This window comes from Enterococcus sp. DIV1758, assembly GCF_051711985.1.
In the GTDB taxonomy this organism is placed as follows: Bacteria; Bacillota; Bacilli; order Lactobacillales; family Enterococcaceae; genus Enterococcus; species Enterococcus faecalis.
This window is the reverse complement of sequence record NZ_JBIOOA010000001.1, coordinates 100,161-124,401: the sequence shown is the minus strand read 5'-3', so window position 1 is coordinate 124,401 and position 24,241 is coordinate 100,161. Positions and strand designations below refer to the sequence as shown.

General features: G+C 36.5%; 25 protein-coding genes. 7 read left to right on the top strand and 18 right to left on the bottom strand.

The annotated features are described in order from the left end of the window. Positions 1-78: 78 nt before the first annotated feature. Both IGJ52_RS00535 and IGJ52_RS00530 read right to left on the bottom strand, forming a co-directional pair. Positions 79-450 carry a hypothetical protein gene (locus tag IGJ52_RS00535; RefSeq protein ID WP_113793201.1) on the bottom strand — a complete coding sequence of 124 codons (372 nt, stop codon included), beginning with the start codon at positions 448-450 and terminating at the stop codon, positions 79-81. A 233-nt stretch (positions 451-683) separates the two neighbouring features. Next, complete coding sequence (locus IGJ52_RS00530) at positions 684-1,061, bottom strand: hypothetical protein (RefSeq protein ID WP_227280386.1); 378 nt, start codon at positions 1,059-1,061, stop codon at positions 684-686. 333 nt (positions 1,062-1,394) lie between these two features. Between IGJ52_RS00530 and IGJ52_RS00525 the strand changes: the two genes are divergently transcribed. The 3 genes from IGJ52_RS00525 (at position 1,395) to IGJ52_RS00515 (ending at position 2,890) form a co-directional block, all read left to right on the top strand. Next, positions 1,395-1,736, top strand: a complete 342-nt coding sequence (locus IGJ52_RS00525) for a hypothetical protein (RefSeq protein ID WP_002383834.1) — start codon at positions 1,395-1,397, stop codon at positions 1,734-1,736. A 150-nt stretch (positions 1,737-1,886) separates the two neighbouring features. Then, positions 1,887-2,432 carry an ATP:cob(I)alamin adenosyltransferase gene (locus IGJ52_RS00520; RefSeq protein ID WP_002383833.1) on the top strand — a complete coding sequence of 182 codons (546 nt, stop codon included), beginning with the start codon at positions 1,887-1,889 and terminating at the stop codon, positions 2,430-2,432. Positions 2,433-2,446: 14 nt separating this feature from the next. Continuing rightward, complete coding sequence (locus IGJ52_RS00515; RefSeq protein WP_113793198.1) at positions 2,447-2,890, top strand: MepB family protein; 444 nt, start codon at positions 2,447-2,449, stop codon at positions 2,888-2,890. 49 nt (positions 2,891-2,939) lie between these two features. Here IGJ52_RS00515 and IGJ52_RS00510 read toward each other — a convergent pair whose 3' ends face one another. From IGJ52_RS00510 to IGJ52_RS00500, 3 genes are all read right to left on the bottom strand, one after another. Then, positions 2,940-4,208, bottom strand: a complete 1,269-nt coding sequence (locus IGJ52_RS00510) for a RidA family protein (RefSeq protein WP_113793195.1) — start codon at positions 4,206-4,208, stop codon at positions 2,940-2,942. A 284-nt stretch (positions 4,209-4,492) separates the two neighbouring features. Continuing rightward, positions 4,493-7,000 carry an EndoS/ChiA family endoglycosidase gene (locus IGJ52_RS00505; protein ID WP_113793193.1) on the bottom strand — a complete coding sequence of 836 codons (2,508 nt, stop codon included), beginning with the start codon at positions 6,998-7,000 and terminating at the stop codon, positions 4,493-4,495. Between the two features lie 210 nt (positions 7,001-7,210). Beyond that, entirely contained in the window at positions 7,211-8,227 is a 1,017-nt protein-coding gene (locus IGJ52_RS00500) for an NADP-dependent oxidoreductase (RefSeq protein WP_002419416.1), read from the bottom strand. A 179-nt stretch (positions 8,228-8,406) separates the two neighbouring features. On the opposite strand from IGJ52_RS00500, the gene IGJ52_RS00495 reads away from it, so the two are divergent. Together IGJ52_RS00495 and IGJ52_RS00490 are read left to right on the top strand one after the other, a co-directional pair. Beyond that, positions 8,407-8,742: an ArsR/SmtB family transcription factor gene (locus IGJ52_RS00495; protein WP_002356136.1), complete on the top strand. Its 336-nt coding sequence runs from the start codon at positions 8,407-8,409 to the stop codon at positions 8,740-8,742. Further along, positions 8,739-9,419, top strand: a complete 681-nt coding sequence (locus IGJ52_RS00490) for a type 1 glutamine amidotransferase domain-containing protein (RefSeq protein WP_002359260.1) — start codon at positions 8,739-8,741, stop codon at positions 9,417-9,419. The genes IGJ52_RS00495 and IGJ52_RS00490 overlap by 4 nt, the downstream gene beginning before the upstream one ends. A 90-nt stretch (positions 9,420-9,509) precedes the next feature. Here IGJ52_RS00490 and IGJ52_RS00485 read toward each other — a convergent pair whose 3' ends face one another. The 6 genes from IGJ52_RS00485 to IGJ52_RS00460 form a co-directional block, all read right to left on the bottom strand. After that, the gene (locus IGJ52_RS00485) at positions 9,510-10,961 is read right to left on the bottom strand and encodes a YfcC family protein (RefSeq protein WP_002383451.1); all 1,452 of its coding nucleotides are present in this window, start codon (positions 10,959-10,961) and stop codon (positions 9,510-9,512) included. A gap of 47 nt (positions 10,962-11,008) precedes the next feature. After that, on the bottom strand, positions 11,009-11,701 hold the full coding sequence (locus IGJ52_RS00480; RefSeq protein ID WP_002363490.1) for a Crp/Fnr family transcriptional regulator: 693 nt from the start codon (positions 11,699-11,701) through the stop codon (positions 11,009-11,011). Between the two features lie 24 nt (positions 11,702-11,725). Further along, complete coding sequence (gene arcC / locus IGJ52_RS00475) at positions 11,726-12,658, bottom strand: carbamate kinase (RefSeq protein ID WP_010822022.1); 933 nt, start codon at positions 12,656-12,658, stop codon at positions 11,726-11,728. 105 nt (positions 12,659-12,763) lie between these two features. After that, complete coding sequence (gene argF / locus IGJ52_RS00470; RefSeq protein WP_160747730.1) at positions 12,764-13,786, bottom strand: ornithine carbamoyltransferase; 1,023 nt, start codon at positions 13,784-13,786, stop codon at positions 12,764-12,766. 25 nt (positions 13,787-13,811) lie between these two features. Next, entirely contained in the window at positions 13,812-15,038 is a 1,227-nt protein-coding gene (gene arcA / locus IGJ52_RS00465) for an arginine deiminase (RefSeq protein WP_002356129.1), read from the bottom strand. A gap of 296 nt (positions 15,039-15,334) precedes the next feature. Then, positions 15,335-15,847 carry an arginine repressor gene (locus IGJ52_RS00460; protein ID WP_002387472.1) on the bottom strand — a complete coding sequence of 171 codons (513 nt, stop codon included), beginning with the start codon at positions 15,845-15,847 and terminating at the stop codon, positions 15,335-15,337. A gap of 218 nt (positions 15,848-16,065) precedes the next feature. Between IGJ52_RS00460 and IGJ52_RS00455 the strand changes: the two genes are divergently transcribed. Continuing rightward, on the top strand, positions 16,066-16,545 hold the full coding sequence (locus IGJ52_RS00455) for an arginine repressor (protein WP_002356125.1): 480 nt from the start codon (positions 16,066-16,068) through the stop codon (positions 16,543-16,545). Between the two features lie 155 nt (positions 16,546-16,700). On the opposite strand, the gene IGJ52_RS00450 is transcribed toward IGJ52_RS00455, so the two are convergent. From IGJ52_RS00450 to IGJ52_RS00430, 5 genes are all read right to left on the bottom strand, one after another. Continuing rightward, positions 16,701-18,824, bottom strand: a complete 2,124-nt coding sequence (locus IGJ52_RS00450) for a peptidase domain-containing ABC transporter (protein ID WP_002416131.1) — start codon at positions 18,822-18,824, stop codon at positions 16,701-16,703. After that, positions 18,817-19,449, bottom strand: a complete 633-nt coding sequence (locus IGJ52_RS00445) for a hypothetical protein (RefSeq protein ID WP_010714982.1) — start codon at positions 19,447-19,449, stop codon at positions 18,817-18,819. Before IGJ52_RS00445 ends, IGJ52_RS00450 begins: the two co-directional genes overlap by 8 nt. Beyond that, on the bottom strand, positions 19,446-20,123 hold the full coding sequence (locus IGJ52_RS00440) for an ABC transporter ATP-binding protein (RefSeq protein WP_002383460.1): 678 nt from the start codon (positions 20,121-20,123) through the stop codon (positions 19,446-19,448). Before IGJ52_RS00440 ends, IGJ52_RS00445 begins: the two co-directional genes overlap by 4 nt. 15 nt (positions 20,124-20,138) lie before the next feature. Then, entirely contained in the window at positions 20,139-20,600 is a 462-nt protein-coding gene (locus IGJ52_RS00435; RefSeq protein ID WP_002383461.1) for a hypothetical protein, read from the bottom strand. Between the two features lie 86 nt (positions 20,601-20,686). Further along, the gene (locus IGJ52_RS00430) at positions 20,687-20,836 is read right to left on the bottom strand and encodes a hypothetical protein (protein ID WP_002367605.1); all 150 of its coding nucleotides are present in this window, start codon (positions 20,834-20,836) and stop codon (positions 20,687-20,689) included. 212 nt (positions 20,837-21,048) lie between these two features. Between IGJ52_RS00430 and IGJ52_RS00425 the strand changes: the two genes are divergently transcribed. Beyond that, positions 21,049-21,999: an alpha/beta hydrolase gene (locus IGJ52_RS00425; RefSeq protein WP_438792173.1), complete on the top strand. Its 951-nt coding sequence runs from the start codon at positions 21,049-21,051 to the stop codon at positions 21,997-21,999. A gap of 36 nt (positions 22,000-22,035) precedes the next feature. Here the strand turns inward: IGJ52_RS00425 and serS are convergent, their stop codons facing one another. Beyond that, complete coding sequence (gene serS / locus IGJ52_RS00420; protein WP_002361511.1) at positions 22,036-23,307, bottom strand: serine--tRNA ligase; 1,272 nt, start codon at positions 23,305-23,307, stop codon at positions 22,036-22,038. A 26-nt stretch (positions 23,308-23,333) separates the two neighbouring features. After that, the gene (gene sdaAA, locus IGJ52_RS00415) at positions 23,334-24,227 is read right to left on the bottom strand and encodes an L-serine ammonia-lyase, iron-sulfur-dependent, subunit alpha (RefSeq protein WP_002356122.1); all 894 of its coding nucleotides are present in this window, start codon (positions 24,225-24,227) and stop codon (positions 23,334-23,336) included. Positions 24,228-24,241: the final 14 nt, after the last annotated feature.

Here is a 24,241-nt window from a genome sequence, read left to right as displayed (position 1 = left end):
AATACAATCATTACATACGGGGAAATTTGTTGGTTAGTTATAAAGCATATACATTTCCTACTTACATCAAATATGCAATTATTTCAATTTTAAAAATTCAATAATCTTCTCCTCTAACTCTTGTAGCATTTCCAAAATATCTGAAGGTACAAAGGCTTCATTGTCTTTTTTTAATTCCTGTTTCTGATACGTATCAAACTCATCATATTTATTAATAAAATTAGTCGCCTCATCTATCAATTTTATGGCTTCTTCAAAATCATCATGCTTCACTCGGTATTCTATCCCATTCAACATAGAGCACAATTCAGAAAAGAGAATTGAGATATTACCATCAAAAGTTCTTGTTACATATAACGTCTTCGTATGTAAAGGGATTTGATATGCTAAAAAAGAAATACCTTCTTTTTCTTTAATAATTTTATTGAATTGATTAACATTTATTCTCATTTTTAATTACCTCACTTCTTTTTTTAGTTACAGTTTGCAGTAAACCTCCACATTTTTAAGCGGTTATAACTTTATAGATTTGATGTGTTTCTATCTTTTCACCTCCTTAAATTAAGTTTGAAAACTATCCCGTAAACCAGATTTTTAAAGGGATTTTTATATCCCGTTAAAACTAAAGTTTTACGGGATATAAACACCCCGTAAATTCAATATAATTTATTTTAAATAGAATGTCAAGTTACATTGTTGAGAAAATACGATTTAATACATAATCGTACACAGAAAGCTCTATGAATACGTTTAGCTCCAAATACATCTTTAAAATATACTTGTAATTCTAAAAGAAATTCCAAAACATCTTGTTCTAACATAAATGAAGTTTGATAATCCCAATCACTTTCTGAATTTAAATCACCAAGTTCAAGCTTTTTATCTTTAATACTAATCCAATAACTCTCCGGTCTCCTTTTATATTCAGTTCTTATAGCTTGATTTACTATACTAGAATAACTAACATCTAAACCAAATTTAGTTTTAAAATTTTTTTGTAATTCATCTAACAAGATTTTAGATTCAGATGACAATCGCATTCTTACATTTTCTTTTTTCATTACTAACACCTCCTACAATTGAATTTTATCCCGTAAATAAATTATATGTTATTTTCGAGATATGTCAATTCGGTAACTTGTTGGTAACTATCCTTATTGTATTATATGTTTTTCAACGTCTTTCAAACATCTCAAACGTTTTAAAAATAGTCTTTTCCATTTATCTCAATTTATACAATTGTTGAGTGGGAATAACAATCAACCCGCTAGAAAACCTATTTTATAGGTGTTTCTAGCGGGTTTTCTTTTGTGTTATCACACTTTCCTCCCACCATTCTCCGTTTTTCCTTTGCTCCACCGCCCTCAAAGTCCTATAATTTAATCATAAGAATAGTGGCTATTAATAAAATTCATCAATTAAAAGGAAGCGATTTCAACATGTCAAAAGCAACTTTTCTTAAGTATGGTTTTGTTGTCCTCTTCATAGGAATTTTTTTACTTCGTGCCCAAAAATTTATTTCTGAGCCCCTTTCGTACCTTTTTTCGGGTATTCTTTTGCTTATTGTTGCGTATTTAATACTCGTGAAAAAAATGAACTTTTTCTCAAGTTTGCTCACTGTTACCGATCAACCTTCTTCTACCCAACAACGATTGGGTCAAATCTCTGGTTTTGTCAGTTTATTGATTGGTTTACTTCTGGTAATTCTTAGCTTCATTTTCTTTCTCCAACTTTGATTCCCCCTTGACTCTCCCTTCACTCTTGGCTATGATTACCTTAGCAAGTACAATGGTGTACTGTAAACAGTCGAGCAACGGCGCTCAAAAAGATTGGCTTTCGTGCATTCTTTTTGAGCGCTTTTTATTTTTAGAAAGTAGGGAAATTGAATGGAAAAAATGTACCGCAGTCCGTATGAAGCGTACCCGTATCTATCTTCTAAACCAGAAGATTTACGATGTGATTTTGAATTAATGACTGATGAATTAGCCTCGATGACAGGTCTTCTACGAGGATATGTGCAACAATTAGACGTCCCTGAACAGCCTGCACTAACAGAAGAACTAGCTAAAATTTGCGAGTTAATCTACCATGTCAATCCAACGACCCGAACAAAATTAACAGTCACAGAGGAAGAAATAGCTTGGCTTTTGGAACGTGTCAATACTATGAATGAACTGACATACGAAGAAAATCGTCCTTTTGTTTTACCGATGGGCACAATCTGTTCCTCTTATGCACACATTTTAAGAGCCAAAGCCAAAGATATTGTTCGTTTACTTTATCGCATGGACTATGGTGGTAAAAAAATTGATCCGCAGCTGTATGATGTAGTCAACTTACTCTCAGGTTACTTTTTCATGTTAGCTTTGTATCTAAATCAGCTCGAAAATGGTGAAGAAGTCCCCTTTGTTTCTCGCAACTATTCTATTTAATTTGGAGGAAGATGATGAATTCATTACCGATACTTGAAAAAGCAGTGGGCGCGATCACGCTGCTTTCCGAAGAACAACAAAATGCCGAATATGAAGGCTTTTTATGCCAAGTTAATGAATCGCAACAACTTATCCGCAGTCGCTTAGCCAAAAAAACGCCGAAAAAAGAAGGCTATTTTGTAGCCTTTTGGGAAAAAAATCAACAAAATCAGAACGAAGCCTTTGATGCAAAGGAAGCCCCTGAAATGTTAGCAATTGTCATTTCTGATCAAGAAAAGCAAGGTCTCTTTCTTCTGCCGAAAGAATGTTTAATCCAACAAAAAATTCTCAAAACGCACCAACAAAAAGGCAAAATGGCAGCCCGTTTTTATCCTTCTTGGTGCCAAAACCTTAATCAAACCGCGAAAAAAACACAAAAATGGCAACTAGCTTACTTTACTGATTTATCTAAATACTAAAAACGTCATCTGGCTTCAGAAGCCAGATGACGTTTGTTTCTTCTACTATTTAACCAATTGGTGGCGTACCTTCTGCGTTCCCAGCAATCGCTTCGATTTGAATCTGAGCACCTTTTGGTAAATCCGTCACACCAATCACTCTTCTTGCAGGCGTACCTTCAGGGAAGTACGTTTGGTAGACGTCATCTACTGCCGCCAGCTCTTCAATCTCTTTCACAAAAATATTCACTTTCACCAGATCAGCTAAGCTGTGATCCACGCTTTCAATAATCGCTTTGATGTTTTCTAAACATTGCGTCGTTTGTTCCTTGATTCCGCCAGCGACTAACGCATTTGTTTTAGGGTCCAATGGTAGCTGAGCTGATAGATGGTTGTAATGAGAAAAAGCAACAGTTTGTGTCGAAAATGGACACTTCGGTGCGTGATCTGTATTATTTGCTTCAATAATTAATCCATGTCGATCTTCAATCGCTTGTGGTGGCGTACCATCCCCATGAGAAACCACCGCTTCTACTTGCACCGCCGCGCCCATTGGTAAATCAGCAACAGTAATCACTGTTCGTGCTGGCATATAATTGACCGTGCGCGCAATTCCTGAATCTGGGAAAAAAGCGGCATATACTTGATTGACAGCTTCCAGCTTAGATAAATCTTTTAAATAAATGTTGATCTTCACAATATCATCAAAAGGCACATCAATACTGGTTAAAATGGCTTTTATGTTTTTCAAACATTGTTTTGTTTGCGTTTTAACACAGCCAGCCACAACTCTGCCCGTTTGAGGATCTATAGGCAATTGTGCAGACAGATTGTTATAGTGAGAAAACGCGACCGTTTGACTGGCTAGAGCATCAATTGGTGCCTGAACAGTCTGATTTGTTAATTTAATTAAATCCCCAGCTTGAGGTGCATTAGGGATAGTTCCTTCCCCATTTGAAACAAGTGCCTCCATTTGAACAGAAGCGCCTAACGGCAAATCTGCGACGGCGACCACTGTTTTAGCTGGATAATAATGGGTAAAAAAGGCCGCATAGACCTCCTCAACTGCGGCAACATCCCGCATATCTTTGACAAAAATGGTCATTCTGACAATGTCACTCATCACGTGGTTGATACTTTCAACAACCGCTTGGATATTTTTCAAACATTGTGTCGCTTGGGCCCGAATGCCACCTTCTACCAATTGTCCAGAGGTTGGCTCAATAGGTAACTGTGCCGACAAATGATTATAGTGGGAAAATGCGACTGTTTGGGCTGCGAGAGGATGCTTTGGTGCACGCTCTGTATTTCTTGCTAAGACGATATTTTCATTACTCATAACTCTACTCCCTTTTTTAGCATTCCAACAAAAATGATTCCGCTTACATTTTCAAACATTAAACTTCCAACAAGATCCTTTTTATTTTCCTGCTTTTCTATTAATGGTGATAGCTTTCCACCACCACTTCTTTCAGTCTACAATAAGAACAGGAACATTTCAATAAGGCATTCCTAAATTGATTGTTGGCCCTCAAACAAATCTTCTTCCGTTAAAGAAGACTGGCACGAATCAAGCTTGATTCGTGCCAGTCTTTATAGATAACTCGTTAGCTTTAACTAGTTTTATTTAACCACCATATACTCACGATAATTCTCCGAGAACGTATCCATTAGCGTATAAATTCGTTCAAAATCATAGTCACGACGAGGGTCATCATACCAAACACATTGAATACTTCCAATAATTGGAAGATTTGGGCTACCTGCTGGCACATCTGTAAATGCTTTTTTCGACATATTTGCTAAAGCATCGTCATATTGATAAATGCCAGAATCAACATTGCCAGCGACCCAATACCACGCATCATTGGTATTAAAAATTTTGTGTCCTTTTTGAACAAAGTACTCAGGTTTGGCTACGTCATATCCGCTCCAACCGGCTGTCCAATAAGAAATAATAATCTCTGGGTCAAATGTACCGAAAGAATCGTCGCTGTTGTAATAAATGCCATCATTGAAGCTCATTGGCTGCATGCCCGCATCTTTAATTATTTTAGCTAAATCATTCGCATAAGCGACAAAATCCTTGTAGCGCCCAGAAGATTGCAGTTTCGCCCAACCGCCTGTATCGACATCATTTGCATACTCATCGCCACCAAAATTGAAAATTTCACTATGCGCGGAAAAATAAGCCACGTACTTACTGATAATCGCCTTTGTGAAATTCACTGCCTTTTGGTTCCCTAAGTCTACTGTTCGTTTTGAGCCATCAAAAGCGGGATTTTTAATCGCTAGTTTTTCCATAGCCACTAACAACGCATCCATATGTCCTGGACTGTTAATCACGGGAATGATGTTGATGTTGCGCGCTTTCGCAAAAGCCAACAACCGATCCATTTCTTTTTGTGTTAACGCGTTGCCATTAGGATCATTGTAATACGCGTTGTTGCCTCGTTGGATTGCTTTTGAAACCCGGTTGTGGTTGTATTTTTTACCATTCACATTGACCGACATATCATCCAAGATAAACCGTAAGCCATCATTTCCTAAAATTAATTGGACATCTGTGTACCCATTTTGACTGGCTTTGGCCACTAATTCTTCCAGTTGCTCCACGGAAAAATATTTTCTTCCCGCATCAATGGAAAAGACACTTTTTAAAGGTTGTGTTTGTTTCTCTTTTAAATTATCCAAAGCTGTTTGGACCTCCGTTTGCCAAGTAGTCACTTGTGCGGCTGTATACGTTTTTCCCGCAAGTTCTGTTGCGACTGTCTCTTTTGTTGTTTGTAGTGCTTGAATCGTTTCTGGTGTATAGTTTTCTGCCTTTTCAATGGCTGTAACTGCTTGATCCAACGCACGATATAAAGTGGTTAAGTCAATGGCTAACAGGCCTTTTTCTAATTCAGCATCATAGGTATTTGAAATCCCTTGGCCATAATCGCCACCTAAAATAGCTTTATTCACATCATAAAGCGTCGTTGCTTGTGTCACTGCTTCTGCGGCTTTATTTTGTGCTTCAAGGTCTGTGTTGGCGTAGCTAATTCGTTTTAAATAGTGTTGCGCAGCCGCTTTCATCTCTCCAAGAGAAACGCCTTTACTCTCTGCAATGGCCGTTTTTGTCCAAAGTAAATTAGAAGGTTTTATCTGATTTAAATCGTCTTCATTATAGGTGCGACCATCGCGATCTAAGGCATAGAGGAACATGCCCCCTAAATTATTTTCATAAGAATAACGAGCTACTTTATACATGTTACTTTCCATATACGGCTCTTTTGTGTCATACCAGCGGTTGCGATCTTGCTCTTCTGGGAAAGTTAATCCTGGAACAAATCGTTCCCCATTGAGAACCGGACTTAAATTATTTAATGCTCGTTGCGTGCGTTGGTCATCGCTGCCATACTGTTGATACGCGAGAAAATCGAAACAGTCACTAACATCTTGTAAAGGTGGTAAATATTCTGCATTGGTATCATACAAAAATGGACGATCCGTTCCCGACTTCGGCCCAATGTATTTTGATAATGCACGAATGACACCATTAGATAGAACAATATCTTTTTCACTTGGACGAGTTTCCATGTCAATATCTAACCCATCAATTCCTAAATCATCGACAAATTTGGTTAACAACTCTTTCGCATAAGCATCAAATTCTGCTTCTGTAGGCGTTGTTCCTGCGTAAGGAACTTTTAATAGCTCGCTGTAATCAATCCCTCGAACTAAACGAACACCTCGTGCATGTAATGCTGGCGCATACTCATTTTTTAACGTATCATAAAATGGCTGTGCAAGTGCTTCTTGTCCTTTTGGCACATAACTAAAGACATTCACAATGTCAATACCATAAGGAATATCGTGCATCGTTAGCCAATTTTCATCTGGCAATGTTGTATTAACTCCTTGCATCGTTTTGTCACGCCAAGCCCGATAATAAACCATAAAATGTTTCTCTTGGGTCGGCTCATTGGCTTGGCTGACCATTGGTTGATGAAACAGACTAAATAAGATAAACGTCAAGCCAACCAATAACAAAAGACCCAGCCAACTGACAATTGTTTCTCTGTTTTCTCCTCTTCCTGTCGATAAATCGTTCCCCACTTTGAACACCATTCCTTTCTGCACTCCATTCATTTTTGTGTATCCGCCTAAAAAGAAAGCGCATACACAGTCATCAATAGAATAACAAAAAATAACGAATTTGCAAAATAGAAACTGGAAAAATGAGGATTTTCTATAAAAATCTTTTCCCGCCTAAAATCACTTTCGTTAGGCGGCGTTTAAATGGTAAATTTTGAGACTTGCAAGAAAAACAGGCCTATTTTTCTTGCAAGTCTCCTTTACTTAGTCGTGATCAACATCGGCGATTTTCACAACAATTTTCCCTTGTGCTCGTCCTGTCAGTGAATAATCCACCGCTTCTTGAATTTGGCTAAAAGGAACGACTCGGTCAATTATCGGCTGTAATTTTCCCTGTTCAATGAACTCAGTGAGTAAAGCTAATTGCTCGCCATCTGGACGCATAAACAAAAAATGATAACTAACATCTGTGGCTTGCTCCAATCGATGAATCTTGCGAGTAGCTATTTTAAAGGCCCATTGTTTCCAAAGCGGCAAGCCATACTCTTTAGCAAAACGTTCGTTGGGAATGCCTGACAATGTAACGACTTTTCCCTGAGGTTTAACCACTGAGAAAGCTTTTTCTAAGATTGTCCCCCCCATTGTATCAAACACATAATCGTAGTCGGATAAAACTTCTTCAAAATTTTGTGTCCGATAGTCAATCACTTCATCTGCTCCCAACGCTTGAACCCATTCTTTATTTTTACTACTCGTGGTGGTGGCAACGTAAGCGCCTGCTAGTTTTGCTAATTGAATCGCAATGGTTCCAATCCCTCCTGAACCTGCTTGAATCAGGACTTTCTGGCCTGGCTGCACATTCATAATATCATGTAGCGCTTGATAACTTGTCAAACCGACTAACGGAATGGCCGCAGCTTCTTCAAACGTTAAATTTTTCGGCTTCATAGCTACAGCCGCTTGATCCACTGCAATATATTCAGCAAAAGTTCCCACGCGATTTTTGGGTACTCGTCCGTAAACTGCATCGCCCAGCCTAAAATTTTGAACATTTTTTCCAACAGAGACAACAATCCCAGCAAAATCACTGCCTAAAATCAGTGGCATTTGATAATTTAAAAGCATCTTTACTTTACCATCTTTTGTTTTTAAATCAATCGGGTTGATACTGGCAGCGATAATTTTGACCAAAACATCATTGTCATGAATGGTGGGTAAGGGCACCTCCTCGATTGCTAATTCTTTTTGTCCGTATTTATGAATTAAAGCGGCTTTCATCATTGAATCTTTCCTCTCTTTCTATCTCTTTTATTGGTTTAAAAGTTTAAACCTTTAATCAATTAGTATCTTAACGAAGAATGGAATCCACGTCAAGTTTCAGCCCTCAGCGTATTTTATTGACAAAAAACACGAAAAATGGTTTAATCGTTTAAAAATACGAACCAAAGAGGCGGAAAAATATGAAAGAATTAGAAGAAATTCAAACAGAATTTACTGCGCTTAGTGATTTTTTAATCGCATTGGGTGATGAAAAACGCCAAGCAATTATTATTGCACTGTTAGAAGACCAAGCCTGTGTTGGCCGTCGTGTCACTGAGTTAACAGAGGCGACACAGCTCTCACGCCCCGCTGTTTCTCACCACTTAAAAATTTTGAAACAAGCCAAATTAATTGATTGTCGCAGTGAAGGAACTAAAAATTATTACTCACTTTCTCACGATACCACCAAAATTGAGCAACTCCAACAACTATTGACCCACATTACGTCGATTATGCCAGGGAGGAAGCAAGCATGAAAAAAATTCTCGTGGTCCTCACAAACGTTTCCCGTTATCACGGCACCGAAGAACCGACTGGCCTCTGGCTAGGTGAAGCCACGGAGTTCGTGGAAGAAGTAACCAAAGCAGGATTTTCAGTTGACTATGTTAGTCCCCAAGGAGGCTATGTCCCTTTGGATCCCCGGAGTATGAAATATGTAGATTCATCCATTATGGCGGTTTATGAAAGTGCCGATTTTCAAGAACGAGCGCTAGCGCATTCCCTCTCTCTTGAAGAAATTGAGCCAGATGAATACGCAGCAATTTACTTTACAGGAGGCCATGGCGTTATGTGGGACTTTCCTGATAACCCTCAGTTGCAAGCAATCACTCGTAGCCTTTACGAACAGGGCAAATACCTAACTTCTGTTTGTCACGGAATTGCTGGTCTTTTAAATGTCAAAGATGCGTCAGGAAATTATTTGATTGCAGATAAAACCATTACTGGCTTCACTACTGCAGAAGAAATTTTAGCCATGAAAAAAGCAGTTGTTCCTTTCTTAAACGAAACAATTGCCAAAGAACATGGTGCTACTTTTGCGAAAAAACGCCCCTATAAAGAATTTGCGTATCAAGATGGCCGTATAATCACTGGGCAAAACCCTTTTTCTGTCCGCGCTGTCGCAAGATTGTTAATTCAACAACTATCAAAATGAAACAACAGCGACTACTTTTAGGTAGTCGCTGTTGTTTCATTGCTTCTTCTTTTTTCCGAAAGCCGAAGCCCTAACATAAAAAATTTTTGATTAGCTAAAGAGTAACATCGCGCCAATTAAGATAATTAGGTTAATTAAGCCTAAGACAATCATTGGTTTGGCCATGAATTTTGTCCAAGTGGCATATTGAACTTTGGAAATTTCCAAACCACCCATTACGACACCAGATGTTGGCGTGATCAAATTAATCAAACCACAACCTGAAGCAAAAATCATAACCATCACTTCTGGACTTAAACCAATGTTTTTAGCTAACGCACCCATTACAGGAATGGAAACGTACGCTAAGCCAGAAGTTGAAGGAATTAGGAAAGATAAACCTAAGTATAAAACAAAGGCACCGATGACAAATAAAACTGGGGAGAGTCCTTGTAATAAGCCTGCCGCTTTATCAAGGATAAATGAATCTAAATACGTTTTAGACATCAAAACAGATGCCCCGCGAGCAACTACAATGATTAAAACAACGGATAACATATCTTTGGCACCGTCGATAAATGCTTCAATGGTTTCTTTTTCAGTAAAGCGACCAATCAAGGCAGCAATGATCCCTAAAAGGAAGAACCACATCGCTAAGTCGCCAAAGTACCAGTCACCGAAACTGTTGCCTGTTAAAACAGACGTCCAGCCTTTGAAAATCGTCACTCCAAAGTCGTTCCATGGAATTAAGGAAACAATCATAACGACAAAACAGAAAGCGAATACCATTAAGATTTTTTTATGACGATTCGTAAATGGCATTTCTTTCGACGCTGCTTGTCCATACGTTTTTTCCATATCCTCTTGTTCTTGTAAAGATAAAATTGTTGAACCTTTGTCAGCCTTCACTTTTTTCGCATAACGCATCACAATGAAAATAGAATAGCTGGTAGAGGCCGCCCACAAAATAGCACCGACAATTAAAATAATTCCTGTATTCGGCTGAATGCCAATACCTCGTAACGCATCCATCGCTACCCCTGTGGAGAAAGGGTTAACCGTTGAACCGATAACACCTGATCCTGCACCCAATAGCACAGTCCCCACTGCGACAAACGTATCAAAACCAGCGGCGACCATGGTGGCACTCAATAAACCATAAAAAGGAATTGTTTCTTCTGCCATTCCATAAGTCGACCCACCAATAGAAAATAAAATCATTAAAATCGGAATGATTTTCAATTCGTTCCCTTTTAACTTTTTAACGACTGATTGAATCCCTGCTTCAAGAGCCCCAGTTTGCGTCACAATATTTAAAAAGCCACCGAGTACTAAAATAAAAATATTAATTTCAATGGCATCTTTAAACCCATTGAATGGAGCCATGATAATATCCGATAATTTGGCCCCTACCACGTGGTCAACCATTTTGCCATCAATTTCTCTTGGGGTAAATGGCTGGCCATTTAGCAAGACCGTTACGATACCTAAAACAATTAAAATAATAAATAAAATACTAAAAGACGAAAGCTGTTTTTTGTTTTTCTTCTTTTTTTCTGCCATATCCTTTTATACAGGAACCTACTTTCCTGTATCTCCCTTCTCTATGATTAATTACTCAATCGATCAATAAAGAATGGTGTATCTAGAAAAGTTAAGAATTTATGACTGTAGCTAATACGGTTCATTTGGACTAATTTTTTCATAACACTGCTTGCTGTTTCCCGCGTAGTTCCACTCATCCGTGCAATGTCATTAATGGTAATTGGACAAGCAATTGCAACGCGTTCTCTGTTGTCAATTCGTTCTCCTAAATCATTTAATAACATCGCCAGTGATGTCACAATCCGTTCACATGCATCATTGGTTGTTCCTTTTTGGATTTTTATCATGCTTTCTTTTAAAAGGACCGATTGTTCTTGAATCCAATGAATCAATTGCTGGGGATTATTTTGGAGAAAACGCTCAAACAGTTTAACTGGCACAAATACAACCTCAATATCCGTATAGGCAATCGCGGAGTCGTAATGAACCTCATCTTGAAACAGTCCGATTCTCGGAAAAAGAGCCTGCTTTTTCATAAAATGCAGATAGGAAAAATTACCACTGCGATCATTTTTTTCAATTTTAATGACACCTGAAACCAATAAAATTAAATGATTTCTCGGATCACCTGGATAAAAAAGGACTTGGCCTTTTTTATAGGAGCGAACGAAACTCTCGTTACGCAATTCTGTTAGTTCTGATTCAGAAAAGTATTGAAAATCTTGATTATTTTTAGTGATTATTTTCTCTATCATCATCTTAATTCTCCTAAATACTATACTTTATTTTGTCACAACCGTTCCTACGATTTCATCGCCGCTCATACTTCCTAAGTTTTCCAAAGAAGTGATAATTGCTTGTTTATTGGGTTGGCTTTCTACAAACTGAATGGCGGCTTCAATTTTCGGTAACATACTACCTGGTGCAAAATGACCCGCTTGTTTGTATTCTTCCAACTCTGCTACAGTGACATTGGTTAATTGTTTTTCATCTGGTTTGCCATAATTAATGCACACATAATCCACGCCAGTTAAAATAACTAGTGCATCCGCATCCACTAATTCTGCTAGTTTTTCAGAAGCAAAATCTTTATCGATTACTGCTTCGACACCTTTTAATTCTTGTCCTACGACAGGGATGCCGCCACCACCACATGAAATGGTAATTATATCATTTTTTATTAAGGTATTAATAGTCTCAGCCTCGTGGATGTCAATTGGCTTAGGACTTGGAACGACTTTGCGCCAGCCACGTCCTGCATCTTCTTTAAAAATAGCACCTGCTTGCATTGCTTCTTTGGCTTCAGCTTCTGTTAAAAATGGACCGATCGGTTTTGTTGGATTTTTGAAAGCCTCATCTTCTGGATCCACCACCACCTGTGTTAAAACAGTAGCCACTTGTTTCTTGATTCCTGCTTTATTTAATTCTTGATTAAGCGCATTGGACAACCAGTAGCCGATACTTCCTTGTGTCATAGCAACACACGTATCTAGCGGCATTGCTGGATTTTTTTCAGAATCAGCTGCTTGTTGTTGCAATAATAGATTTCCGACTTGTGGACCATTGCCATGTGAAACAATCAACCGATGCCCTTGTTTAATTAAATGAACTAAATAGGCAGATGTTTGAACTAATGCTTGCTGTTGTGCATGTGCACTAGCATCATTTGAAAGGATGGCATTTCCGCCTAGTGCAACGACCATTTTTTTCCCCATTACAAATCCTTCTTTCCTATCATAATAAAGAATAGGCCGCCCTTCAAAAGAATCTCTTAAAGGGCGAAACGACTATTCTTTTTTCAATGTTTTTTCAGTTGCTTCCTACACACGAGGAATGAATAAGTTGCCTAAAGTAGCTGCCATGATTGCTTTAATAGAATGCATTCTGTTTTCTGCTTCTTCAAATTGACGGCCATATTTACTGCGGAAGACTTCATCCGTAATTTCCATTTCAGTAATGCCAAATTTTTCAGCAACCATTTCTCCGTATTGTGTTTTCGTATCATGAAAGGCTGGTAAACAGTGTAATACGATTAAATCGCCATCCATGTTTTCGGTTTTTTCTAACATAGCCATATTAATTTGATAAGGTTTCAACAGATTGACACGTTCTTCAAATTTATCTTCTTCACCCATGGACACCCAAACGTCTGTATATAACACGTTGGCTCCTTTAACGCCTTTAGCAACGTCGTCTGTAATCATTAATTCTGCACCAGATTCTTTCGCAAATTCTTTTGCGTAATTAACGACTTCATCAGAAGGGAACAATTCTTTTGGTGCACAAATGCGAACATTTACGCCTAAAATAGCACCTGTCACTAACAAGCTGTTTGCCATGTTGTTACGGCCATCGCCGACATATACTAAAGTGATTCCTTCTAAACGACCAAAGTTTTCTTTCACTGTCATAAAGTCCGCAATCATTTGTGTTGGATGCCATTGATCCGTTAAACCATTCCAAACAGGAACACCAGAATATTTCGCTAAATCTTCCACTACTTCTTGACTAAACCCACGGAACTCAATCCCGTCAAACATACTACCTAAAACAATCGCTGTATCTTCAACAGATTCTTTTTTACCTAATTGAATATCGTTGGCGCCTAAATACTCAGGATGTGCCCCTAAATCAATCGCTGCTGTCGTGAATGCAGAGCGTGTCCGTGTTGAAGTTTTTTCAAATAAAAGAGCGATATTTTTTCCTTCTAAATAGTGATGTGGAATCCCTTTTTTCTTCAATTCTTTTAAGTGAATACTGAAGTCTACCAAATACTCTAATTCTGCTCTTGTAAAATCTTTTTCTGCTAATAAACTACGTCCTTGAAATACTGAATTCATGATGATTCCTCCTATTTTTGGGTGTTTTTTAAAGATCTTCACGGTAAAGTGGCATACTCATACAACGAGGGCCACCACGGCCACGTACTAGTTCACTTCCTGGAATGTAATTCAATTTCACGCCTGCTTCTTCTAGCGCTTTATTCGTAATTGTATTCCGATCGTAAACAACAACTTCCCCAGGGGCAATTGCTAATGTATTTGAACCGTCGTTCCATTGTTCACGGGCTGCTGCGGTTAAATTCCCAGCGCCGCAACGGATTAATTGAACATTGTCTAAATGCAAGTATTTGCATAAAATGTTATCTAATGTATCTTTTTCTTTTGTAATTTGGATGTCTCCATCTGCCTTTTCAGTGATCGAGTAAACAACCAAACCACCTTCGATTTCTGGATGAATCGTAAATTTATCATAGTCAATCATGGTAAAAACGGTATCTAAATGCATGAATTTACGATGTTCACCGATATCAAAAGCCAAGATATTTTTGAATCCTAATTTTTGTTCAAAAATATTTCTCGCAATTTTTTCAATTGACGCGGCATCCGTTCTTTGAGAAATCCCAATGGCCACTACTTCTTTTGAAAGAATTAATTCATCGCCACCTTCAATTCTGGTTGATTCTGAACGATCATAAACTCTAGGAACCTCTTTTCCAGCAAAACGAGGATGATAATCAAAAATGTATTGCCCAAAAATGGTTTCCCGTTGTCGAGTTACTGAATACATATGATTTAAAGAAATCCCGTGGCCCATTGTCGCAAAGTTATCACGTGTGAAGTATAAGTTAGGCATTGGATCAATAATGAATGGATAATCCGCTTCAACCATATCTGTTAAAAATTCTTGCTCATATTTAGGTAATTCTTGTTTTTGAATGCCTGCAATCGCTTTTTGAATAAGTTCTTCGTTGTCGTCAATTTCTAACATTAACTCTCTAACTTTTTCTTTTGCTGATTCGCTGCGAATATTGGCTTCTTCTAAGAATTGGTCAATAAATTGTCGGCGGACCTCTTCATTAATCAACGCTTCAGCAGCTAAGTCCTCTAAATAGACCACTTCGATATCTTTTGATCGTAACAACTCTGCAAATGCATCATGTTCTGCTTGTGCTTTTTCTAAAAACGGAATATCATCAAACAACAATCTCTCCAGATAATCTGGCATTAAATTTTCTAATTCCTTACCTGGACGATGTAACATCACTGTTTTCAATTTCCCGATTTCAGAAAATACATTAATTGGATGACTCATGTGAAATAACCTCCTCAACTTAATTACAAACACAGAATAACAGACCTGATTAACCTAGGACGTGAGCCATTTGCCAAACAAAATACCAAATATACAACGGTATTCTTTCTTATGCATATTTCCAGCCTGAAAGAATGCGCTTTCATAGATATTCTAAAAAAATAATGCATAATTAAATAAAAAAAAATGCATTTATTCAAAAAAAAATATTTCTTCATGCACTTCATAAAGTTATAATCTTATATAGGTAAAAGGAAGGGAGTCAGCAGTCAAAACGACTTCTAGCTCCCTTCCATTTATGCGTTACTTTTTGACAAAGGTGTTGGCTGAATAAATTGTTGAAAATACTGCTCTAGTTCTTGTGCTTTTTCCTCGGATGATGAAACAATAATAACAGTGTCGAAGCCAGCGACAGAACATTTCTTTTCACACAAAGACACTTCATCAAGTACAGCTGAAAACAATGTTGCGTTGTCTGGTAATGTATGAACCACTAGTAAAAAGGCGACACGTTCAACTTTGGTCACTACCTCACGAATTGCTTGTATCAACTGTTCTTTTTTTCGTTCTTCTAAAGAAGTGAATTGTTCAAAAATCGTTAACCGCATCTCGCCAGACTCATCTAATGCTTTGACGACTTTTAATTCCCATAAATCCCGTGAAATCGTTGCTTGTGCGACATTTATCTCGCGCTTTTTTAATTCTCTTAACAACTCATTTTGACTATGAATTACGGTTGTTTGAATGATTTCTTTAATCAAACTTTGGCGTGTTTGCTTATTCACAAATAACACCCTTCCTCCAGACATTTACAAAGCAATACTAGCAGAATCTCTCTAATTAGAATAGAAAAAGGGTCGTTTAGCTAAAAGGTTCTCATTGATTTTGCCGGATATTTCGCATTTAAAAAAGTGAGACTTGCACAATTTAGTAAAACGTTGTACAGTGATTTTAGGGAATTACTGGCACCGTTTTAAATAACAGCAATGATGTTTTTCTGCATGATTAACTGAACTGGAGGAAAGTAATGAACCGATTAAAACGCCAAACGATGATTAAGCGATTGGTCACAGAAAATGAAATCCATACACAAAGTGAATTACTAGCATTATTGGAAAAAGAAAATATTCACACCACACAAGCAACTATTTCTCGTGACATTCGTGAGCTGAATTTAAACAAAGTAGACAATGGTCAAGGAGAAGCCTATTATCGTATCTTGAATAATTCTGCCCTTCGTCCAAAATATAAAACAGATGAAGAACGTCTTGTTGACATTATTATTGAAACTGGTGTTTCTTTAACACAAATAGAGTTCACAAATCTTTTAACCGTCTTACCTGGCAACGGGCAAGCCATCGGGGTTTTAATTGATCGCATACGTATCCACAACCCTCATATCTTGGGCTGCATCGCTGGGGATGATACTATCTTAATTCTTTCAAAAAATAAAGAAGATGCCCTTGAAGTTAACAACTATTTCCAGCAGTATTTGTACCACCCATAATTCGTCACTTAGTGAAATCGACTATTTTTTGACATCATTGCTATTTTTATTAAAGATAAAAATCTCCAGAGGATACTTTCCTCTGGAGATACAATTATTTCATTGAATCTCTTACTACTAATTATCAGATAACTATTTACATAAAATTAAACAGTTCAATTCAATATAATTTTCTCATCCACAAAATCTAAAGATTTTTCGTCATGAGCTATATATATCCTTAAACTCTTTGGTAATGTATCTCTGATATATTCTAATATTTTCCTTTTACTGCTCTGATCCAAATTACTCATGGCCTCATCTAAAATAAGTATTTTTGGCTTCCTTAACAATGCTCTAGCCAAATTTATTTTTTGTTTTTGTCCACTTGATAAATTAATTCCACCCTCTGCTATTACTGTATCTAATCCTAAAGGAAAGGAATTTATTACTTCTTCCAATCCTATATTTTTTAAAATATCATAAATATATTCATCATCAAATGAATCAGCTTCTAAGAACAGATTTTCTTTTACTGTTCCAGCCATTATAAACGGTCTGCTCGTTATCTGGATAACGTCTTTTCTATAGGAACTTATATTATTGAAAATATCGTTGTTACCAAGGTATATATGTCCTTGGTCTGGTTTATAAAGTGATGCTAAGATATTACTTAAAGTGCTTTTGCCACTGCCATTTTTACCGTAGATACCATATGTTTTTCCAAAATAAAATTCTTCTGAAAAATCTTTCAAAACATAAGAAGTGGCTCCGTATGAAAATCGAAGTTTCTTTACAGATAATTTTTTTGAATTATTGAAGTCTATTTGTTTTGCGATAGATTCAGTTTCTTCTTTTGTCACATGAATGATATCATTTAACTTTCTAACCATAACAACTACGTTTTGTATCTCTTTTTGATATTCAATGATGTTTTTTACTGGTGAAGTAAAATAAGTTATCAGTGATATATAGGCTATTAGTAGCCCAATACTTATACCTCCATTAATTACTAATATCCCCCCTTGCCATAATACACAAAGTGTGCCTACTGATTCGATCAAAATAATGATACTAGATTGTACGTTCTGATAAATTACACTAATTTTTTCTTGAGAAGTCAGTTTTTTTGCATTTTTTAAAAATTTTCTAGTAAAAAAATTTTCTAATTGAAAAACTTTAACTGTCTCATATCCATTTAAAATCTCATTTAATGAAGTAATTGTTCTTGAATTTATGTCTATAATTTTAGTATTAACTTTATTTAAAGGCTTAATAAACAATATAGTAATTAATAAATAACTAAAAAATATTCCTAAGGTAATACTAAAAAGTTCCTTACTTATAACAAATAAGATAGCTCCACCTGCTAATGCTATAAAAAATTCCAAAAACAGCGATAGTACTAGTCTAGTCAATATTGATTGTACTTGTGTAGCTATATTATATCTTGTCAGCACTTCTCCACTGTTTTTACTTTTTAAGTTAACTATCTCCATATTTATAAGCTTATTCAAAAAAACTGAGAACAAGCTATCATTCATACGCTTTGACATTTTAGCTATAAACAACGTACGTACTATTCCTAAAATCCATTGAAATAGATATAACAAAATGATAGCCATAAATAAATAATTAAAATTATCAAGTATATTTAGATAGATTTTTTCAAAAAAGTTATATGTATGTATTTTCTGCACGCTTTTTTCTGTCTGTAATATAAAAGTATCTATAAATTTTTGGTAAGAGAAGCTTCCTATAAAAGAAATTAATGCCATTATGATTGAAAAAAATAAAACAATGCTCAAGGTTCCTTTTTCTTGCTTTAAGCTCTCATAATAAAAATTGTGATTTTTCATCTTAGGAACAGAATTTTTTATTTTATCTATATCAAAGTTCACTATTCTTCCTGTCCAAGTAGATTGAAAATCTTTTAATTCTTGTTTTAAAATCCCCAGAGCTGGGTCAAAGATTTTGATATGCTTTTTATTTATAGCTTCCACTACTACAAAATGAGCTAAACCTGATTTTGTAATGATATGTGCTATAAAAGGCAGATGTATTTCATTATTTTGTATACCTTCAATTAATTCAGCCCAATTACCTTCAAGCCCTTCAGGATTTAAGTTTAATTTCCTTGATCCATCCAGTATTCCTTGAATCGTAGTCCCAGATTCACTTGTTTTTGTTAATTCTTTAGCTGTCACCAGAGATAGCTTCCCACCAGAAAGGTTTACGATGGTTGCTAAACAAGCTGGTCCACAATCCTTTATTTCTGTTTGTCTTATCCTTTTAAACATATCTTCCCCCTATTTTGAAATATTTAGATATTACTTTTTGATATACAAAAATAAATTGAATTCCACAAAAAATAAGTACCCCTAAAAATAGTTTCAAATCATAAAATAAGAAAAAATTGAAAGGAGTAATTAAAAAAACTTGAGCACGAGTATCGATTAAAAAGTCATACAGATAGAAATATGAAATACTTGTTATAGATATCCCTATACCACTTCCTATCCATGTACCTGTTAATAATTTTAAACAAAACTCTTTAGTCAATTGTAGCGGACTACATCCAAGGGATGTTTTTATCTGTAGTTCTTGTTGTGACAACAAGAATCGTCTCTTTAATTGCATAACAATGTAAAAAATAAAAAATAAAAATAATGCAATTATTAATACTAACAAACTCACTTCCAGCATTGCTAACAAGAAAATTAATTCTTCTGAAGTATCATTATTAAACAAATGGAAAATTGGAGAGATGTTTTGAGCATCCTTTTCTTGGCTCTTTTTAAATAAATAGACATAAAAATATAATCGGACAAACACAGTAATCCATAAGTTAATAAACATTGAAAAATAGAAATATTTACTGATTGATTTTATTTTTAATAAGTAATTAGACCTATTTATAGTCAATTCTCCACCTCTATAACTTCATTCAATTTTTTTTCTGTTATTTCGTAAATCTTCTTCTTTATTGATGGAATCTGATCATAGTCATGTGTAACCACGATTAGAGGGATATTATACTTATTACTTACACGGTATAAAATATTCATTATTTTTTTTGATGTATCTGGATCTAAATTTCCTGTAGGTTCATCTGCCAAAATAAGTTCAGGATTTTTTATAATTGCCCTAGCAATAGCAACCCGTTGTTTCTCTCCTCCTGAAAGAAGAGAGATTCTCGTGTGTAGTAACTCTGTAATTTTTAATTCCACAGCTAGTTTCTCGACCTGTTTTTTGATAATCTGACTAGGAATTTTTTTGATTTTTAAGGGATAAGCAATATTTTCATACGCACTTAACCATTCAATTAGTTGAAAATCTTGGTGAACATAACCTATGCTCCGCCTATACGATATCAATTTTTTCCTCGTATCTAAACAGACTTTTTTTTCATCTAGAACAAATTCTCCCGTAAAATACGGATGTTCACCTGCGAGTATGTTTAAAAGCGTTGATTTACCTACGCCGCTTTTTCCTATAATAAAAGAGACTTCTTTGCTAGAGAATTCAACAAAATCAATTTGATAAAGAAAAAAATTTTTTTGAGTCAGTACTTTTACATCTATCAACTTAATATTCATTATCTAACCTGCAATTCATTCTAAAAATACGCTATAATGTTTTTTTATTTGTTCTTTGTATGTGGAAGTAAATTCAAATATTACTTCTTCATCAGATACTAACAGAAATTCAACAACTACTGTGCTCGTTTTTAAAAATTTATCTCCCTCAATTTTAGTGGATAAATTTTTCAAATTAACTTCACCTTGTAAAGCCTTAACTGAAAATATATCTTTTATCTGTGTATTCTGAGGAACTCCATCATTCAATAAATTAAGTGTTAATTTTATACTATTGTTAGCTTCCTTTTTTAATCTACTCACTTCAACTAACTGAACATAATAATAGGGAAAGGCTATTTGTTCTGCTTCTGAATACGTTTCAACCACATCGATAGCCGAGTCATCATCTTGCTTATGCACTAGAGACTCAGGTGTAGCACATCCTGTAATAACTAACAAAGCTAAGATATTGTATAATACCTTCATATTTTTCATTCGTACAATCCTCATATTATCTGTGCAACTTCAAAAGAATACAATTTTTGTTGACTAAAACTGTATTCTTTTGAAAAGACAACATTTTATCTCCAATATGAAACAAAAATATGGTTATATACTTGCACATGTCTTAAGTAACCTGCTTTACTTCCACCACCTGCATTACACAACCAACAATGCCAATGAAAACCAGCTTTAACTTCTCTTGCAACCGTTTCGTTAATCTTTTTCATTTTATCACTCCTTCCTAAATTATAAAACAAATATATTATAATTAGAAAACAATGTCAATTGTTTTAATGTTAAAAAACATTGCTTGTCCAAAAGCTTGTATATAAAGTTATTTTTTGGTCAACCTTTGCATTTAGTTATTAAAGAATAAAAGCTGTAATGTAATTTTATTCTAATAAAATAATGAGTTTTTCTTTTGAACACCGTCTTTTTTTTGTATAATAATCAAAAAGCAAAGAAAGGGTTTCTTATGACTGAACAATTCATACTCACTTCAAACGATCAACAAACTCAGCTCAATGTACGTCATTGGCCCTGTCCTTCACCCAAAGCCGTAGTTCAATTGATTCACGGCATGGCAGAGCATATCCAACGTTATGATGAATTTGCTCGTTTTTTAAATCAATTGGGGTTTGCCGTAATTGGGCATGATCATCTAGGTCATGGCGAATCTGTACAACCAAGCGCACCGATCTATGGTTTTTTTGGAGAACAAGGGCCTGAAAATGTCGTTACAGATATTCATCAAGTGAAACAATGGGCTATGAATCACTATCCACAATTGCCCTATTTTATGATGGGTCACAGCATGGGGTCTTTCGCCTTGCGCAACTACCTGCAAGACTATCCTGTGACTATGCAAGGAGTCATTTTCATGGGCACTGGAACAAGTCCGTTACCTTTAACCGCCGCATTGCCTTTTATTAAAAAAATGGCCGAGAAACAGCCGAAAAAACCAGCTCCGTTCATTGATAAGCTGGCATTTGGTTCTTTTAGCAAAAAATTTCCTGAAGCAAGTTCCTTTAATTGGCTCTCTAAAAATCAAGCCAATGTGGCTGACTATGAAAATGATCCATTAATGGGCTTCGTATTTACCAACAATGGTTTTGCTACCCTTTTTTCGCTTGTTAAACGAGCCAATCAAAGGAATTGGTACCAAGCTATCCCAAAAGAATTACCTATTTTAATCATTAGTGGCGCTGAAGACCCAGTTGGTGATTTCAGCAAGGGGCCAGCGAAAATTCAAAAGCAATTAAAGCATACAGGTTTTCAGCACGTGACGTTACGGCTATTTCCCACTTTGCGTCATGAAATTTTATTAGAAACGGAAAAAGCAACAGTTTTTCAAGAAATTGGGCATTGGTTAACGGATTTAACGAAATAAAAAAGAAGGTTGATGTTGTGACATCAACCTTCTTTTTTAATCTATTTTCGTTAAACCGCCCATATAAGGACGTAGAACTTCTGGAATCGTTACAGTGCCATCTTCATTTTGATAATTTTCCAAAATGGCAGCCACTGTTCGACCAACAGCAAGTCCTGACCCATTAAGAGTATGAGCATACTGAACATGACCCGTTTTATCACGATAACGAATCAACGCCCGACGTGCTTGGAAGTCTTCACAGTTTGAACAAGAACTAATTTCTCGATACGTTTTCTGTGCCGGAATCCAAACTTCTAAATCATAGGTTTTCGCTGCCGAGAAGCCCATATCACCTGTCGAAAGAGTAATCACTCGATAAGGGAGGCCCAATTTTTCTAAAATATCTCCAGCATTGTTGGTCATTTTTTCTAATTCTTCATAGGAGTGTTCTGCATCACTAAATTTAACCATTTCTACTTTATGGAACTGGTGTAAACGAATTAATCCTCGGGTATCACGGCCTGCGCTACCCGCTTCCGAGCGAAAAGAAGGACTTAAAGCAGTAAAATAAATCGGTAACTCTTGCGCCTCTAAAATTTCATTATTATAGTAGTTAGTTAATGGGACTTCCGCTGTGGGGATCAGCGTCAAATCACTTTCTGCAACTTGGAAAACATCTTCTTTGAACTTAGGAAACTGACCGGTGCCAAACATTGCTTTGCTATTGACCAAATAAGGAGGAATCACCTCGGTATAACCATGTTCATTAACATGTTGATCTAACATAAAATTATAGACCGCTCGTTCTAAACGAGCCCCTAAGCCTTTGTAATAAAGAAAACGGCTACCAGATACTTTCGCGCCTCTTTCAAAATCTAAAATTCCTAAGGCTTCACCGATTTCCCAATGTGGTTTCGGTTCAAATGAAAAAGTTTTCGGCGTACTCCACCGCCGAACTTCTACGTTGGCGGCTTCGTCTGCACCAACAGGCACGCTCTCATGAGGTAAGTTAGGCAGACGTTCTGCAATGGCTGTGCATTGTTCTTGCAAATGAACAACTTCTTGGTCTAAAACTTTAATTTGCTCGCTAACTTCTTGCATATTTAGCAATTGTTGTGAAGCATCTTTTTGTGCACGCTTTAATTGTGCAATTTCTCCTGATACCTGATTACGGTGTTTTTTCAATTCTTCAACTTTAACAAGTAACGCTCTCCGTTCTTCATCTAAAGCCAAAAAGCGTAATAAAACTTCCTCGTCCACACCACGTGTTTTTAACTTTTTCTGCACCACTTCTACATTTTGGCGAATTTTTTTCATATCCAGCATCTTATTTCCCTCTTCATGATTAAATTTTAAACAATGGTGAATTTTACTTTTTCAAAAATCTCATTCTTCATTCGTTGGCCAGTCGCTGTGCCAGCTAAGCCACCTAAACCCGTTTCTCTCAATTCTCGTGGTAATTGACGGCCGACTTTATTCATGGCTTCCACCACTTCATCTGCTGGTATTTTATTTACAATTCCAGCTAAAGCCATATCTGCAGCGATTAACGCATTGCCTGCACCTACTGTATTTCGTTTGACACAAGGAATTTCGACTAACCCAGCCACTGGGTCACAAACTAAACCTAATAAATTCCCTAAAGCCATGGCAAAAGCTTCAGAAGATTGGCGTGGTGTTCCGCCAGCCGCTTCAACAGCTGCGGCGGCGGCCATCGCTGAAGCACTGCCTACTTCGGCTTGACATCCACCAACTGCACCAGCAATCATCGCATTGTTGGCTGTGACCATCCCAAATAAAGAACTGGTAAACAAGAAACGAATTTGTTGATCACGCGTTAAATTCAAGGTATTTTTAATCGCTGTTAAAACCCCTGGTAAGGTGCCACTTGCACCAGCAGTTGGCGTTGCGCAAACAACGCCCATTGCTGCATTGACTTCATTAGTACCTAGTGCGGCTTGAACTGCAGACATCATTAAATCACCTGATAACGTTTTGCCAGCTGCGCGGTATTTTTTTAAACGCGCCGCATCACCGCCCGTTAACCCAGTAGGAGAAAAAACGCCTGCTCCTTCTTGTGAGCGTTTAACAGCTGCATCCATGACATCCAAATTTTGACCCATCTGTGTCCAAATTTCTTCATAGCTTTTTTGGCTACGCTCCATTTCTTGCTCAATCATCAAATCAGAGATTTTTTTTCCTGTTTTTTCAGCTTTATCGATAAATTCTTCAATCGAAAGGTACATATGTCAAACTCCTA